The sequence below is a fragment of the Chryseobacterium antibioticum genome (assembly GCF_012927325.1).
In the GTDB taxonomy this organism is placed as follows: domain Bacteria; phylum Bacteroidota; class Bacteroidia; order Flavobacteriales; family Weeksellaceae; genus Chryseobacterium; species Chryseobacterium antibioticum.
Window position 1 is genome coordinate 69,992 of the sequence record NZ_JABBGI010000018.1, and the last position, 15,212, is coordinate 85,203.

Genomic DNA, 15,212 nt, shown 5'->3' on the forward strand with positions numbered 1-15,212 from the left:
GAATGATTTTTTTATTCCTGAGAACGGTCTTCCATGGTTTTGTCTGATTCTTCCAGCCATGAAGTTTTATAGGAAGGATCTTCCACTTTTAAAGCTTCTTCCGTAATTTTCAATGGACGGAAAGGATCTACCATTACCGCATATTCTTCAGTGAATTTTTTACCGATACTTCTTTCCATAGCGCCTGGGTGAGGTCCGTGTACGATTCCTCCCGGATGTAAAGTGAAGTCCATCAAATCGATGTGGTTACGGCTCATGAAGTCCCCTTCCGTATAGAACAGAACCTCATCAGAGTCAATATTGGAGTGATTATAAGGTGCCGGAATAGCCATTGGATGATAGTCGTACATTCTTGCACAGAACGAGCAGACTACGAAATTATGACCTTCAAAATTCTGATGTACAGGAGGCGGTTGATGAATTCTGCCTGTAATGGGTTCAAAGTTTTTGATATTGAATTTATAAGGATAAAAATATCCGTCCCATCCTACAACATCAAACGGGTGCGTTGCATAGATGAAATCCGTGATCTGGTTTTCCTTTTTTACTTTAATTAAAAATTCCCCTTTTTCATCTTTAGGTTCTTTAAAAACGGGTGCGATCATATCTCTTTCGCAGAACGGAGAATGTTCCAAAAGCTGTCCGAATTCGTTTCTGTAGCGTTTTGGAGTGTAGATAGGAGAGTGGCTTTCAAGCACGAAAAATACAGTGTCATCAGAGTTCAGTTCCACCTGATAGATAGTTCCCCTCGGAATAATAAGATAATCACCCGTAACAAATTCCAGGTCTCCTACAAAGGTTTTCAGAACCCCGGTTCCGTTGTGAACGTATAAAAGTTCGTCACATTCAGCATTTTTGTAGAAATAATCCATAGACTTTCTGGGTTTTGCCAATCCCATTTTCAGGTCATTGTTCATCAGAAGGATCTTTCTGCTATCCATGAAATCATCTTCAGGGGTTACATTCATTCCCTTAAACATTCTCGGAGCAATATTTTTTTCTACCGCGATTTTAGGGGTCACATCTTTCGGTTCTCCGATAGATTTGATCTGTGTAGGACGGTGGGTATGATAAAGCAGCGATGAAATCCCATGAAAACCTTCCGTTCCGAAAAGCTGTTCATAGTAAAATTTATCTTCCGGTGATTTGAAAATCGTATGTCTTTTTTGTGGGATGTTTCCCGCCTGATGATATCTCATAGTACTTTTATATCTAGTTTCTCAAATTTAATCATTTTTCATGAATTGATTCTAACAACATTTGTCATGGTGTTTTGTAATTCAAAAATAATTGTTAGATTTGTCTAACAATTTTAATTTCATGAAGCGAATACTATTTTCTATTATCCTTTTATCCTCCTATTGCTTTTCTCAGGAGACCGACAGCCTGAGTTTGCAACCCCATATAAAACAAGATTCATCTGCGGCTCCCAAAGCGAAAATCAAGATGAGTACCATTGATGATGTGGTCCTTACCGGAACTATAAAACCTTTCAGCAGATCAAAAAGTCCTGTAGCCGTAGAGGTTTACAGCCAGAAATTTTTCCAGAAAAATCCCACTCCGAGTATTTTTGAAGCCATTGCCATGGTGAATGGGGTAAAACCTCAGCTGAACTGTTCGGTATGTAATACGGGAGATATTCACATCAACGGTCTTGAAGGACCTTATACGATGATCCTGATTGATGGAATGCCTATTGTAAGCTCACTGTCTACGGTCTACGGACTGAGTGGAATTCCTAACAGCCTTGTGGACAGAATTGAAGTGGTAAAAGGTCCTGCTTCTTCTATCTACGGTTCTGAAGCGATGGGCGGAGTGATTAACATTATCACCAAAAATGCCCTGACAGCCCCGAAACTGAGTGTCGATATGATGACAAGCACCTGGAGTGAGAACAATCTTGATGTTTCAACGAAATTTAATATGGGAAAGAATGTTGCTTCTTTATTAAGTTTAAATTATTTCAGTTTTAAAGAAAAAATAGACCAGAACAAAGACAATTTTACGGATGCTGCCTTGCAAAGCAGAGTTTCAGTTTTTAATAAATGGAATTTCCAAAGAAAGGAAAACCGTCAGGCAAGCTTTGCCATGAGATATTTATATGAAGACCGTTTTGGCGGGGAAATGCAGTGGAACAAATCCCATCGTGGAAGCAGTGACGTCTATGGTGAAAGTATTTATACGAACCGGGCAGAAGTTTTTGGATTGTACCAATGGCCTTTAAAAGAATATATTGTTACTCAGTTTTCGTATAATTATCATGACCAGAATTCTTTTTATGGCAGTAACCCCTATAATGCCCTTCAAAAAGTAGCTTTTGCACAGACGTACTGGAGTAAAAAGCTGGGGAAACATGATCTGACAAGTGGAGTTACTTTCAAAAGAACATTTTATGATGACAATACACCCGGAACCTTGTCCGGAGACGGAATCACCAATGCACCGATGAAATCTCCTATCTGGGGAGCTTTTGTTCAGGATCAATGGGAAATTAGTGATACGCATACTTTATTGATAGGCTACCGTTTTGATTATGACAAAATTCATCATGAAGTACATTCACCAAGGTTTGCATGGAAATTTTCCCCGAATCCTTACCATACGCTGAGGTTCAATTTCGGAACCGGATTCAGAGTGGTAAATCTGTTTACGGAAGACCACGCTGCATTGACAGGCTCAAGAGAGGTGCTGATCAAGTCTAATCTTAAACCTGAAAAATCCGTGAATGGAAATTTAAACTACGTCTGGAAAATTCCGGTAGGAAGCCGTTTGTTACAGTTGGATGCATCTGCATTTTATACGTATTTCAGTAATAAGATCGTAGGGGATTTTGATACAGATCCGGATAAGATTATTTATGACAATCTTAATGGCTACGGAATTTCAAGAGGGGCTTCCATGAATGTGGATTTCAGCTTCAGCTTTCCTTTGAGTGTTAACTTAGGAGTGACTTACCTCGATGTTTATCAGAAGTTTGATGGCGATAACAAAAAATCACAGCAGCTGCATGCCCCGAAATGGAGTGGTACCTACAATCTTTCATATAAGTTCGCGAATGATCTGGCTGTAGATTTTACAGGACAATTTTACGGACCTATGAGGCTTCCGGTACTGCCGAATGACTACCGTCCGGAATATTCTCCGTTCTATTCTTTAGCCAATATTCAGGTTTCAAAAAGTTTCAAATCCGGTTTTGAGGTGTATTGTGGGATTAAAAACCTGTTCAATTTTACACCTAAAGATCCTTTGATGAGGCCGTTTGACCCATTTGACAAATATGCGGACGACCCGATAAGCAACCCGAACCATTACACTTTTGATACCTCTTACGGTTATGCGCCGATGCAGAGGATCAGAGGTTTTCTGGGAGTAAAATATACTTTGAAATGAAAAATTTTATTTTATTTTTAATGTTAGTGCCCTGTTTTTATCTGTCTCAGATGAAGACAGGCACTTTTTCTGATCTTGAAATATCTATGAAAAAAGATCCGAAACCCATTATTATCCATTTGTATACGGACTGGTGCTCGGTTTGTAAAATGGAGAAACATGCATTAAACAAAGACAAAGAAACCGTTGATCTGATCAATGAAAATTTTTATATGGTCAATTTTGAACCTGAAAAAACGAAAGAAAAGATCCATTTTCAGGGAAGAGAATTTGGATACTTGTCCAATGGAAGTGCCGGGATTCATGAGCTGGCACTGGCTTTGTCTAAAAATAAGAGCCAGCCTGTTTATCCGCTGTGGATCGTTCTTGATAAGGATCAAAAACTGGTATATTATCATGAAGGGCTGTTGGCACCTGAAACCATGAAGCAGAAACTTTTGGAAATTTCTGCTTTATAGTTGCTATCTTTTTGTTGAGATTGCTTCACCTAAAGGTTCGCAATGACAAACGGTTTCCCGCACATGGCACGCATGACACAGATTTTTTCTTGTTGTTAAAAATTAGTAATGCGGAAAAATCTTTTAATCTTTAAATTTTTCAATTTTTAAATCTAATTCTCTGCATCAATAAGTACCGCAAGCTGAATACATGGCTCATCAGAGCGGTTACTCCATGCATGATTGGTCCCTCTTTGAATGACGATATCTCCTGGTTTAAGAAGCGTTTCCCCTTCTTCCATGATCAGATGAAGTTCTCCTGAAAGAATAATAATGTAATCCAGAGTTTGAGTCTGGTGCATCATGGGATGAGGTTCTCCCGCTTTGAATTCTACTCCGAGATCTTTATCCGGTGGAATAACGACGTAACGGAAATAGGTTCCGTTTTTAGGAGTCTGTGGGAATCCTGTATTGGGGATTCGGGTTTCAAGATCCAATCCTGCCGGCATTTTCTGAGTATTCCATATATCTGAAATAATCAGGCCTGGAAGATGTTCTACAACATTTTCTGTTTGCTGATCTTCTATGATGACGGATTTTCCGTTTTTAATTCCTGTGACGATACGTCTGGGTATTGTATTCATAGTTTAATGTTTCATGATGAGTTTATGACCTTGAGTCTGATTGTTTTTAAGTATGGAATGAGCTTTTAAGACCGTGTCCAGAGAAAGATCTCCTATAGTTTTATAATTGGGTGGACTGATCGTTCCGTTCTCAATAAGTCTTGCAATTTCTTCAAGGCTTCCTTTGTAATACTGATAGTCTTTGTTCATGCTGTAGGAATAATTGGAGATATTCATGATCACAGTTCCTTTATTGAAAAGGGTTTCGTGGGCATCTTTTGTGACCAGTGCGGTGACATCGGCATAGGTACCGTTGATCTTCAAAACATCCGCTGTGACTTCGGACATATAATTTCCCACAAGATCAATTCCGAAGTCGAAAAACTTATGGTCATTGGCTTTTAAAAGATTGGCTGCAAGATTTTCTTCTTTATAATTGATAATCTGATGATTTTTTAAACCCAGTCCCAGAAGAATCTGTCTGTTTTCTTCACTTCCAACAGTGGCTGTAATTTTCTGAAACTCATTGGCAATTAGAAATTTGATCACAAAGGAACCGACTCCACCTGTTGCTCCGGTAACCAGAACAGAATCATCATGGTTCAGTTTTAAACGGTTAACAATTTGTAACGCAGTAAGTCCTGCTGATGGAATGCCAGCGGCCTGTTCAAAAGAAATACTTTTTGGTTTTAAGGCAACAATAGCTTCGGGAACAGCAACATATTCAGCGTAAGAACCGTTGCTTCCCATGGACCCGCTTCCGCAGTATACTTCGTCTCCAATATTGAACTGATGGGCATCTGCACCTTTTTCGATAACAATTCCGGATAGTTCACGGCCGAGGATGGGTGATTTGAGTAGCTTCCGCTCCAGTTCGTTCTCTATCATCTGATAATCGATAGGATTAAAACCGCTGGCTTTGATCTGGATTAAAACTTCATCATTTTTTGGTTTAGGCTTTTCTATCACAGCCTCTTCAAGCTGGAAATTTTTATTTAATATAATGGCTTTCATAAGAGTAATTTGATAGACAAATGTAAAAAGAGAATAGTTTATATTTGCTACCAGTTAACTATTGGTAACTAGTTACCTTAATGAAACTATTATGGCAAAAATCATAGAAAACGGAATAGAAAGAGAGGCCAACTGTACGGAAGAATTATTTGCAATGCGTGACAGCCTTGATGTTTTGGGTGGAAAATGGAAGCTGATGATTATCAGGTATCTGACCAACAGAACTGACCAGCAGATCCATTTCAAGAAACTGCAGCGTGGTATTACCGGAATTTCGGCAAAAATGCTCAGCAAAGAACTGAAAGAACTGGAAATGAATCTTCTGATTACCAGAACCATTCAGGATACGAAACCGATCACCGTCACTTATGCCGTGACAGAATACGGAAAATCAGTTTTTCCGGTGACGGAAACTCTTGTGAACTGGGGGATTATTCATCGGGAGAAGATCAAAGAGTCGATGGGGTAGCTTGATTTAAAGATTTAAAAATTGAAGAATTTAAAGATTGAAAGATTTTTCCGCATTACTAATTTTTAACAACAAGAAAAAATCTGTGCCATCTGAGCAATCTGCGGGAGACAAATTTTCACCCATTTGTTTAGGTGAAGCAATCTCAAAAGTATTCAAAAAAGAATAGTTCTCATTTCTGAGATTGCTTTGTCTCTTCGATCCTCGCAATGACAATTCTTTATAAACTTACTTTAAAAGAACAGCAATAATCGCTAATATCGCTGGCAGGGCCTGTACGAAAAATATTCTTTTAGTTGCTGAAATTGCCCCGTAAATCCCTGCAATAGCCACACAACTCAGGAAAAACAGAGCGACATAGGTTTGCCACTTCGGATCTTCAATCAACAATGACCAGATCAGTCCCGCTGCAAGAAAACCATTATAAAGCCCCTGATTGGCAGCCAGCCCTTTCGTGGGTTTAAACATTTCTGCCGGTAATGCGGCTTTAAATACTTCTTTTCCTTTGGTTTCCCAGGCAAACATTTCCATCCATAAGATATAGATATGTTCCAGCGCAACGATGGCGATCAGAATTTTAGCAACGAGTTCCATAATTTAATGTTTTTTGACATTGTAAAACTAAAAAAATAAAGTTAAGTTTGGTTACTCAATTGCAAAGATGGATACTTTCAAAGCACATTTAAATAAATTTATTACGGTCACCGATGAAGAATATGCTTCTATATTTTCTTTTTTTAAGGAGATAGAAGTGAAAAAAAAGCAGAGTCTGATGCTTCACGGCGAGATCTGCAGATCGATGTATTTTGTGTCTGTGGGGTGTTTGAGAAAGTTTTTTGTGAATGAGAAGGGCGCCGAACAAACCACGGAATTTGCCATAGAAAACTGGTGGATCACGGATACTTTTGCGTATGAGAGACAGATGAAATCAGATTTCTGTATTCAGGCGGTGGAGCGTTCTACGGTTCTTGTTATAGATCTTCAGCAGCAGGAACTTTTACTGCAAAAGCATCCGATTATGGAAAGGTATTTCAGGATGATCTATCAAAGGGCCTATGCAGCTTCGGAAAGACGGATTCGTTATCTTTATGAAATGTCGAGAGAAGAACTGTATGTTCATTTCAGTACTTTATATCCATGGTTTATCCAAAGAATTCCTCAATATTTAATCGCTTCTTTTTTAAACCTTACTCCGGAGTATCTTAGTGAAATCAGGGCGAAATTACGTTCTTAAACCAGTTTAAGATTTTTACCGATTATAAGTCGGAGATTTGTCATGTTATTAAAAGCCAACATCATGACAGACAAAAATGTTCAGTTTCCACAATTATTTTTAAGACTTGCCATTTCTGTGACGATGCTTTCCGCAGTGGCGGACAGATTCGGTTTCTGGGGCCAAAACTCAGCCTGGGGAAATTGGGAGAACTTTGAAGTTTATACACGGAAACTTACTTTTTTTCTTCCAGAAGGTTTAAGTACATTTTCTGCTTATACCGCGACTTTTTTTGAAATACTTTTTCCACTGATGCTGCTTGTGGGTTGGAAAACCAGGATTGCAGCGTATGGGGCAGGACTTCTTCTGCTGGTCTTTGCTTTGTCTATGACTATTGCATTAGGACCGAAGGCTCCTCTGGATTACTCTGTTTGGGTAGGATGCGCCGGAGCATTTTTACTGGCCGTTCAGCCGAAGTATTCTTTTAGTATAGATCATTTAACCAACAAAAAATAAATAATATTATGAGCGCAAGATTAAATATGGCCACTGTAGATTCAGCAGCTTACAAAGCGATGATGGGATTGGAAGGATACCTTCAAACCATTTCATTAAACCACATTCAAAAGGAATTAATTAAGATCAGAGCATCACAGATCAACAAATGTGCTTTCTGCCTTGATATGCATACAAAAGATGCTATCAAATACGGAGAAACAACGCAGAGAATTTTCATTCTTGAAGGTTGGAGAGAAGCGAAAGAACTTTTTACAGAAGAAGAACAGGTACTTTTGGCGATGACAGAAGAAATTACCCTGATCAGCCAGAACGGACTTTCAGAAGAGACTTTCCAAAAAGCAAAACAGTATTTTGATGATGCACAGATTGCCCAGATCATTATGGCTATTGTAACCATCAATGCGTGGAACAGAATTGCAGTAAGTACGCACTTACCGATCGCGAAATAGTTTTCCGTTTAAAGGTATTTACCAAAAGAGCTCTTCAGTTTGTGAAGAGCTCTTTTCTGTTTATAAAAATTAGAAGAAATAAGTTTAATAAATAGCGACCGGATTAATATTAACCTGAGTAGATCCTACATATAAAGGTTGACCCAAAACAAATAAAAATTCCCAAACTTTATTTTTCACCAACGGACGACTGTCGATGAGTTCCAGATTGTAAATTCCTTTTTTCGTCAGCATAAACTGATTGATGGGAAATTCTTCTTTGGATTTCGGATTGGGATAGACTTCCGATGCCCAGGTATCTCCTCCGAAAGCCACGATTCCCTGCTCAGCAAGCCACTGCGCTGCTTCCATACCGATCCCGGGTTCTGTTTCTAAAAATTTCTGATTGTCTTTACCGATTAACTCAAGCCATCCTGTATTGAATAGAACGATATCTCCTTTTCTGAGGGTAATATTTTGTTTCTTTAAAACGGCTTTGATGTCAGCTGTCGTAAATTCCGTACCACCCGGAACGATCGCTTTTCCGTAATGGGAAGTCATATCTAAAACCACACCGCGGGTCACGAAAGGAGGTACTTTTTCAATGCCTAATTTCTTAACGCCTTCTACCGTTACAAAATCAACTGCTTTATTTCCGTTGTAGTAAACGTTATCAATTCCGATGTGCCCGATGCCGTTAAGTTGGGTTCCAACTCCGGTCCATCCATTCACAAGTTCGTCATTGAAAGTAAATTTATTGGGTCCGATGCTTTTTCCGCCCTGTTCACCAGGCTGGATATTGTACAGGTTAAAACTTCTGTGTCTGAAAGCCGGGAGATTTTTATCAATGGGAACGGCTAAAGGAAGTGTTTTGCCCTGTTTTACTAATCCTATGGCCTGTTTTACCACTTCTGCAGTTAATAGATTCGCAGCTCCTATTTCATCTTTAGCCCCGTAAACAGAAGGGTGGCAGGATTGATCACTAGGATTAATACTGAGGTTTTGAGCTTTTATATTGATGCCGTTGATGGTCAATAGAGTAACCATTCCGAACATTCTGATCAGATTCTTTTTCATTTTTTTATACTGTATGGGTGTAAAAGAGAGAAAATCAGTAAACTTTTCGTTGAGACAGTTTACTGATGATACAAGATTAAATTTCGCTTAGCGCTGTATTGATGAAATTCAATTCATCCTGAGAAAGATCAATAGACATAGATTGGGCATTTTCAATCGCCTGCTGCGCATTTCTGGCTCCTGCTAAAACTACTGTAATAGCGGGCTGTAATGTTGTCCATCTCAGTATCAGTTGGGACAGGGAAGCACCTTTTTCCTGAGCAATGGGCTCTATTTTTTCTAAGAACGTTTTTACTTTGCTTAAATCAAACTGGGAGAAATAACCGTTTCTGTGATCATTGTCCTTTAATTTATCCTCTTTGAAATATTTACCGGTCAAAAGACCTCTTTCCATCGGACTGTAAACAATAATTCCTGAATTGTGTTCCAGTGAATAAGGAACAAGGTCACTTTCAATAGCACGGTTCAGCATGCTGTAAGAAACCTGGTTGCTGGCTAAATGCAGCGTTCTGTTGGCTTCCTGCATCTGTGGAACAGTATAATTGCTGACTCCTGCCGCAAGGACTTTTCCCTGCTGGATCAGAAGTTCCATGGCTTCCATTGTTTCGCCGATAGGGGTGGTGCTGTCCGGCCAGTGAAGCTGTAAAAGATCAATATAATCTGTTCCCAGTCTTTTTAAGCTTTCTTCCACTTCTTTAATCACGTTGGCTTTGGAAGCATATTTGTAGACCGGAAGGGTTTTACCTTCATCTTCTGCATCGAAGAAAAATTCACCTTTTCCGTTATTGCTTCCGTCCCATACCAAACCAAATTTGGTTAATAACTGAATTTTTGAACGGTCTTTTCCTTTAATCGCTTCCCCGATCATTTCCTCACTGAGTCCGAACCCATAGAAAGGTGCCGTATCAATGGAAGTTACCCCGTGGTCTAAAGAAGCGTGAATTGAATTAATGGAATCCTGTTTTTCATTGCCGCCCCACATATTTCCTCCGATAGCGAATGCTCCGTGAGTAATTGCAGATAGTTCCAGTTCTGTATTTCCTAATTTTCTGTATTCCATTTTTTTGTCTTGATTATTTATTAAAATTGTGAACCACAAAGGCTTTTTTCTTGAACCACCCGTCAAAAATTCTTTGAATTTTCACCACCCCTCCACAAGAGGGAAATTCTTGACCGACGAATTTTTGTCATTATGAAAACCGAAGATTTTCATAGAACTTAAGTGATCTTCTTTTTTCCAAGCTTTTAAACTTAAAACAACTAAAGTGTTTAAAAGCTTTTGTTTCTTTTGTGGTTAAAATCTAAATTATTTACTAAGTTCCTTTAAAATCGCTTCACCTACACTTTTTGCAGACTGGGGATTCTGTCCTGTGATCACTCTCTGGTCAGCCACCACATGGTTCTGCCAAAGTCCTGATTTTTCAAATTTTGCGCCTCTTTCTTTCAGTTTATCTTCCAGAAGGAAAGGAACTACATTGGTTAATTTCACTTCAGCTTCTTCCTCATTGGTAAACGCATTGATCTTTTTGCCGTCTACCAGATATTTTCCATTGTTCAGTTTAATATTGACAAGACCAGCAGGACCATGACATACTGCAGCTACGATACCGCCATTCTCATATACTTTGGAAGCGATGTCTGCCAATTCTGTATTGTCCGCGAAATCCCACATGGCGCCGTGACCTCCTGCGTAGAAGATTGCACTGTAATTGTCTGGTTTCACCTGAGAAGGCTGTAAAGAATGATCGATTTTATTTTTGTATTCTTTGTTTTCCCAGAATTCTTTGTTTACAGGATCTTTTAGATCAAATCCGTCTACCGGTGGCGTTCCGCCTTTCGGGCTTACAAAGTCAATTTCATATCCTGCTTTGTGAAGAACTTCCCATGGATGAGAAACTTCGCCCAGATAATATCCGGTATCTTCACCTGTATTTCCTTTTTTATCATGACTGGTCACGACAAATAAAATTTTCTTTTTCATACGTTTAGATTTTTGGTGTTGTGCCTGGATAAATCCTATGGTAAATAGGGTTAAAAATAAAAATGCTAGTTTTTTCATATTAAAGAATGTGGGTCGTATAAAGTTGTGGTTTTTCCTGTAATTTTTCGTCCACGATGGCTCCGAAAGCCTGAATGTATGGCTGCTGGTTATGTTGAGCCAGTCCTTCTTCACTTTTCCAGATTTCGTAGAAAATGAACTGGTTTTTGTCTTCGATTCCCTGATGAAGACTGTACAGTTCGTTTGCGTCTTCTTTTCTGGTTTCTGAGACCATATTTTGAAGAATTTCCAGTACTTCTGCTCTGTATTCTTCTTTGGCTTTTATAACTGCGGTAAGGTAAATTTTCATACTTAAATAAAATTTTCGATGGATTGATATTGGGGATTCCAGCCCAATTCTGTTCTTGCTTTGTCTGCATTACATACACTATTTGAGGCAAATCCAAAATATCCGCCCGCGGGACCAAATGTATTCACTGCTTCTTGTATGCTTACAGACTGTGCGGGCTGTAAATCATATTGTTTGCTTATATTTTCAGCTATATTTTTGATCGTTGAAGACCCGTTTTCGGCATAATAAAGGGAACCTGGTTTTGCTTTTTCCAGGGCGAGTACATAGAGATCTGCCAAGTCTTCAATATGAAGGTTGGACCAGATGTTTTCTCCTTTGCCGAAATAAACTCCAAAACCTTTTTCTTTAGAAAAATGAATTAAGGCCGGAACCTGAATACTGTCCTTTTTCAAACCCAGACCCTCACCATAAACCATGGTAGGTACAATGACGATGCTTCTTATGTTTTTTTAGCAGATTGAAGAACATATTGATTGATCAGTACTCTTGAGGCCATTTCGAGTCTCGGACTGAGGGGGAAGTCTTCCGTGTAAGCAAAATCATTTTTCTCCCCGTTTTCTTTTCCTCCAAAAATAGCTGAGCCGGAAGTGAAAATAAGCGTTTTGCCGGTTCCTTCCAAAGAGGAGATTATACTGTCTGCCGCATAGGCATCATCAGCAGAATCTGCAGTATGAATAATGGCATCTGTATCAGCTATTGCAGATCTTAAGACTTCTTCATCATGTATATTCCCTATTATAGATTCTATACCTAACGATTTCAATTCTTTTATATGGGCGTCATTCCGAACCAAACCTGTCACTTTATAGTTTTTTTCAAGCAGTTTCTTTGCTACGGTTCCGCCGATATATCCTGTGATTCCGGTTATCAATATATTTTTCATGAGGCTAATTGTGGTTTAAGTTCTTTTTCGAAAACATGCTCAAGATGTTCTCTGTAAAGTTTCATGTCACGCTCTATATTGGCGTTTTTTTCTACATCATGGAAATGGAAACTTTCCATTTTTTCTAAAGAAACAAAGGCATTCATTCTATGAAAACCAAATAACGGTCCATTATCTACACTTGTTTCGTTGAAGAATTCTCCGGGAAGTGTGAAGGCTGTTTCGGGGGCGTTCCAGCTGGTGGTGACCATATATTTTCTTCCGCCCAGCATTCCTCCGGTTCCGTAGTTGATGGCAGGATTTTCTGCATTTCTTCCGTCACTCATATAAATTCCTTTGGCGTGTCCGGCTGTAAAAACCTCGTCAATATATTTTTTAAAACCGTTTGGAAGCTGAAACCACCAGATTGGTGTATGGTAGATGATAACATCTGCCCAGACAAATTTCTTAACCTCTTCATCCTTGTCGAAGCCTTCTGAAACCTGAGTGGTCTTCACTTCTATATTACCGAATTTTTTAAGTACCTCTAATGTGTTTTCTGCGATTGTATTATTATATTTTCCTCCGGAATGTCCGAAATTTTGTCCTCCGTTGATGATCAATACTTTTTTCATTTTTATGATTGTTTAAATTTTATGATGCAAAGTTACTTCGCTGTGTTGTATAATAAAAATAGCATAAATCATAACTAACTATTAGAATAATGATAGTTTGAATTTTACCATTCATGTGAAATGTCATACAGTTTGTTGATTTGTTCTGGAGCTTCTCTTGTAAATTTGTTCAGGTCAATTGAATGAATATGATACAGATTGCGATTTTTAGTGATGTGCACGGAAATCTTCCTGCACTGGAAGCAGTGCTTGAGGATATAGAAAGAAGAGGAATTCAACAGAAGTTTTGCCTTGGAGACCTGGTAGATTTTGCTCCATGGGGAAATGAAGTCATCGAAAAAATCAAAGATTTGAATATTCCCTGTCTAATGGGAAATCATGATGAAAGAATCGCTTTTGATATCCCGGTTGTTCCACTATCCAAGCATTCACAAGAAGAAACAGACGCAAGATTCATAGCTATTGATCATTCCAAAAAGAATATTACAGAAGAAAATAAAAAGTTTTTATCAGAACTTCCTTTTCACTTAAAACTCAATTATAAAATAGGGAAGAAGCATTGGAATATTCAACTTGTGCATTCGAGCCTGTCTAGCAATGATACGTATTTGTATGAGGCTGAGAATGATGATATTTTTGTGAATATGCTGCAAGAATCCCAATCTGATACTATTGTGATGGGACATACCCATTTGTCATTTAAAAAATCGTTTGAACATAAAAAGTGGGCCATTAATTGTGGCTCTGTGGGACGTTCCAAAGAAGAAAACCGTCTGGCATCTTATCTGATCCTGACGATGAACGAACACCAGATTCTTCCTGAGATTGTTCAGATAGATTACCCGCTTGAGCAAACCGTTCATGGAATTGAAGAAAGTGGAATTCCCAACTATTATGCTTCTTTTTTGAAAAATGAAAAAGTTTCTATCATATAAAATGCTTTTATCACCTTATTTAAAAATAAACAGAATCAACACTGATTTTGATTATAATAATTTGATTAGTATGTTGTTGTAACTACTCGTACTTCCGGTTGTAAATGGTCGAACCTATTTTAGTAATAAAATGCGTTCGACTTTTTTTATTGAGACTCTTTTAAAAATTCTCTGAAGCATATTTGCATCAGATTATTAACGTCACATAAAAATTCAGAAATCATGAAAAAGATAACCCTTATTATTTTTTTACTCCTGTCAGTATTTAGTTTAGCACAATTACAAAAAGTAAAAATTGATACTATTATCACACCGGAAATTGGCGGTATAAAACAAGCTATAGAAATTAAAACAGATGATGCCAGTAAACCCATACTTCTCTTTTTATCCGGTGGTCCGGGAAGTTCCATGATGAAAAATGCGGATTCTTTTACAAGTATTTTAAAAAGCAGATTTACTATTGTTCAATGGGATCAGAGAGATGCCGGAAAAACATTTGAATTAAACCCTTCACCCGTATCACCATCCGTTGAGTTAATGGGTAAAGATACCTTTGAAGTGATCAATTTTCTTAGAAAGCAACTAAAGCAGGAAAAAGTATACTTGCTTGGAAGTTCTTGGGGAAATGCTTTAGGTTTTTACATTGTCAGAAATCATCCTGAACTCTTACATGCTTATTTTGCGGTCAACCCTGTGATCAGCCAGCTAAAGAGTGAAAAAGAATTACTCAAAACGTTGCAAACTCAATTTAAAGAAGATGCCGTTGCCAGCAAAGAACTGGCGAGTGTACATATTCCTTTTACCAATGATTATGATCTGTTTTATTTAAGAAAGTGGCTTTTTTATAAAGACGGTAAAAAATATGTAACCGGTGATGATTTCAAAAAAGGTTTTCTTCAGTGGTCTAAAACCTGGTCACCAGCCTGGAACGAAGTCATGAAAATTGACCTGCCAAAGACGTTAAAGAAAATTGAGTGCCCGGTTTATTTTTTTGTCGGCAAAAATGATATTCAAACTCTGACGATCATTACCAAAGGATATTTTGAGCAAGTAAAAGCTCCCAGGAAAGATCTTTTCTTGTTTGAAAATTCAGGACATCAAATCCATAAAGATGAGCCTGAAAAGTTTCAGAATACGATCATAACGCTGTTGAAATAGGCAAAGTGGGTAAGGAGATGGAAGAGGAAGATAGAAGGTAGTAAAGACTACATAACGTCTGTCTTCCACGATTAAGCTTCTTTAAACCTATCAGTATTGTA

The 15,212-nt window shown here is 38.3% G+C and carries 19 protein-coding genes; 8 read left to right on the top strand and 11 right to left on the bottom strand.

Going from position 1 to position 15,212, the window contains the following annotated elements; translation table 11 throughout:
* Nucleotides 1-11 precede the first annotated feature (11 nt).
* Complete coding sequence (locus tag HHL23_RS14715) at nt 12-1,199, bottom strand: homogentisate 1,2-dioxygenase (protein WP_169235550.1); 1,188 nt, start codon at nt 1,197-1,199, stop codon at nt 12-14.
* Nucleotides 1,200-1,320: 121 nt separating this feature from the next.
* Between HHL23_RS14715 and HHL23_RS14720 the strand changes: the two genes are divergently transcribed.
* Nucleotides 1,321-3,390, top strand: coding sequence for a TonB-dependent receptor plug domain-containing protein (locus HHL23_RS14720; protein ID WP_169235551.1), 2,070 nt, complete (start codon nt 1,321-1,323; stop codon nt 3,388-3,390).
* Nucleotides 3,387-3,848, top strand: a complete 462-nt coding sequence (locus HHL23_RS14725; protein WP_169235552.1) for a thioredoxin family protein — start codon at nt 3,387-3,389, stop codon at nt 3,846-3,848. The genes HHL23_RS14720 and HHL23_RS14725 overlap by 4 nt, the downstream gene beginning before the upstream one ends.
* 152 nt (nt 3,849-4,000) lie before the next feature.
* Here HHL23_RS14725 and HHL23_RS14730 read toward each other — a convergent pair whose 3' ends face one another.
* Together HHL23_RS14730 and HHL23_RS14735 are read right to left on the bottom strand one after the other, a co-directional pair.
* Nucleotides 4,001-4,471, bottom strand: coding sequence for a cupin domain-containing protein (locus HHL23_RS14730; RefSeq protein ID WP_169235553.1), 471 nt, complete (start codon nt 4,469-4,471; stop codon nt 4,001-4,003).
* 3 nt (nt 4,472-4,474) lie between these two features.
* The gene (locus HHL23_RS14735; RefSeq protein ID WP_169235554.1) at nt 4,475-5,464 is read right to left on the bottom strand and encodes an NADP-dependent oxidoreductase; all 990 of its coding nucleotides are present in this window, start codon (nt 5,462-5,464) and stop codon (nt 4,475-4,477) included.
* Nucleotides 5,465-5,555: 91 nt separating this feature from the next.
* Between HHL23_RS14735 and HHL23_RS14740 the strand changes: the two genes are divergently transcribed.
* Nucleotides 5,556-5,933, top strand: coding sequence for a winged helix-turn-helix transcriptional regulator (locus HHL23_RS14740; RefSeq protein ID WP_169235555.1), 378 nt, complete (start codon nt 5,556-5,558; stop codon nt 5,931-5,933).
* 228 nt (nt 5,934-6,161) lie between these two features.
* On the opposite strand, the gene HHL23_RS14745 is transcribed toward HHL23_RS14740, so the two are convergent.
* Complete coding sequence (locus tag HHL23_RS14745) at nt 6,162-6,527, bottom strand: DUF1304 domain-containing protein (protein WP_169235556.1); 366 nt, start codon at nt 6,525-6,527, stop codon at nt 6,162-6,164.
* Nucleotides 6,528-6,594: 67 nt separating this feature from the next.
* Here HHL23_RS14745 and HHL23_RS14750 point away from each other — a divergent pair, with 67 nt between their 5' ends.
* From HHL23_RS14750 to HHL23_RS14760, 3 genes are all read left to right on the top strand, one after another.
* Nucleotides 6,595-7,167: a Crp/Fnr family transcriptional regulator gene (locus HHL23_RS14750; RefSeq protein WP_169235557.1), complete on the top strand. Its 573-nt coding sequence runs from the start codon at nt 6,595-6,597 to the stop codon at nt 7,165-7,167.
* A gap of 63 nt (nt 7,168-7,230) precedes the next feature.
* On the top strand, nt 7,231-7,662 hold the full coding sequence (locus HHL23_RS14755; protein ID WP_228464776.1) for a DoxX family protein: 432 nt from the start codon (nt 7,231-7,233) through the stop codon (nt 7,660-7,662).
* An 8-nt stretch (nt 7,663-7,670) separates the two neighbouring features.
* Entirely contained in the window at nt 7,671-8,114 is a 444-nt protein-coding gene (locus HHL23_RS14760; RefSeq protein WP_169235559.1) for a carboxymuconolactone decarboxylase family protein, read from the top strand.
* An 84-nt stretch (nt 8,115-8,198) separates the two neighbouring features.
* Here HHL23_RS14760 and HHL23_RS14765 read toward each other — a convergent pair whose 3' ends face one another.
* The 7 genes from HHL23_RS14765 to HHL23_RS14790 all read right to left on the bottom strand — a co-directional run bounded on the left by HHL23_RS14765 (nt 8,199) and on the right by HHL23_RS14790 (nt 13,018).
* A complete protein-coding gene (locus HHL23_RS14765; protein WP_169235560.1) occupies nt 8,199-9,170 on the bottom strand; it encodes a cyclase family protein in 972 nt (323 codons plus the stop codon).
* Nucleotides 9,171-9,246: 76 nt separating this feature from the next.
* Entirely contained in the window at nt 9,247-10,230 is a 984-nt protein-coding gene (locus tag HHL23_RS14770) for an aldo/keto reductase (RefSeq protein WP_169235561.1), read from the bottom strand.
* A gap of 246 nt (nt 10,231-10,476) precedes the next feature.
* On the bottom strand, nt 10,477-11,151 hold the full coding sequence (locus tag HHL23_RS14775; RefSeq protein ID WP_169235562.1) for a type 1 glutamine amidotransferase domain-containing protein: 675 nt from the start codon (nt 11,149-11,151) through the stop codon (nt 10,477-10,479).
* A gap of 79 nt (nt 11,152-11,230) precedes the next feature.
* Nucleotides 11,231-11,518, bottom strand: coding sequence for a putative quinol monooxygenase (locus tag HHL23_RS14780; protein ID WP_169235563.1), 288 nt, complete (start codon nt 11,516-11,518; stop codon nt 11,231-11,233).
* 2 nt (nt 11,519-11,520) lie between these two features.
* Nucleotides 11,521-11,937 carry a Rossmann-fold NAD(P)-binding domain-containing protein gene (locus tag HHL23_RS22540; protein ID WP_228464777.1) on the bottom strand — a complete coding sequence of 139 codons (417 nt, stop codon included), beginning with the start codon at nt 11,935-11,937 and terminating at the stop codon, nt 11,521-11,523.
* A gap of 23 nt (nt 11,938-11,960) precedes the next feature.
* Nucleotides 11,961-12,404 (bottom strand): NAD(P)H-binding protein, encoded by a 444-nt coding sequence (locus HHL23_RS22545; RefSeq protein WP_228464779.1) that lies wholly within the window; start codon nt 12,402-12,404, stop codon nt 11,961-11,963.
* Nucleotides 12,401-13,018, bottom strand: coding sequence for an NAD(P)H-dependent oxidoreductase (locus HHL23_RS14790; RefSeq protein ID WP_169235564.1), 618 nt, complete (start codon nt 13,016-13,018; stop codon nt 12,401-12,403). The genes HHL23_RS22545 and HHL23_RS14790 overlap by 4 nt, the downstream gene beginning before the upstream one ends.
* Nucleotides 13,019-13,206: 188 nt before the next feature.
* On the opposite strand from HHL23_RS14790, the gene HHL23_RS14795 reads away from it, so the two are divergent.
* Nucleotides 13,207-13,953, top strand: a complete 747-nt coding sequence (locus tag HHL23_RS14795) for a metallophosphoesterase family protein (RefSeq protein ID WP_169235565.1) — start codon at nt 13,207-13,209, stop codon at nt 13,951-13,953.
* Nucleotides 13,954-14,175: 222 nt separating this feature from the next.
* The gene (locus HHL23_RS14800; protein ID WP_169235566.1) at nt 14,176-15,111 is read left to right on the top strand and encodes an alpha/beta fold hydrolase; all 936 of its coding nucleotides are present in this window, start codon (nt 14,176-14,178) and stop codon (nt 15,109-15,111) included.
* The last annotated feature ends 101 nt before the right edge of the window (nt 15,112-15,212 follow it).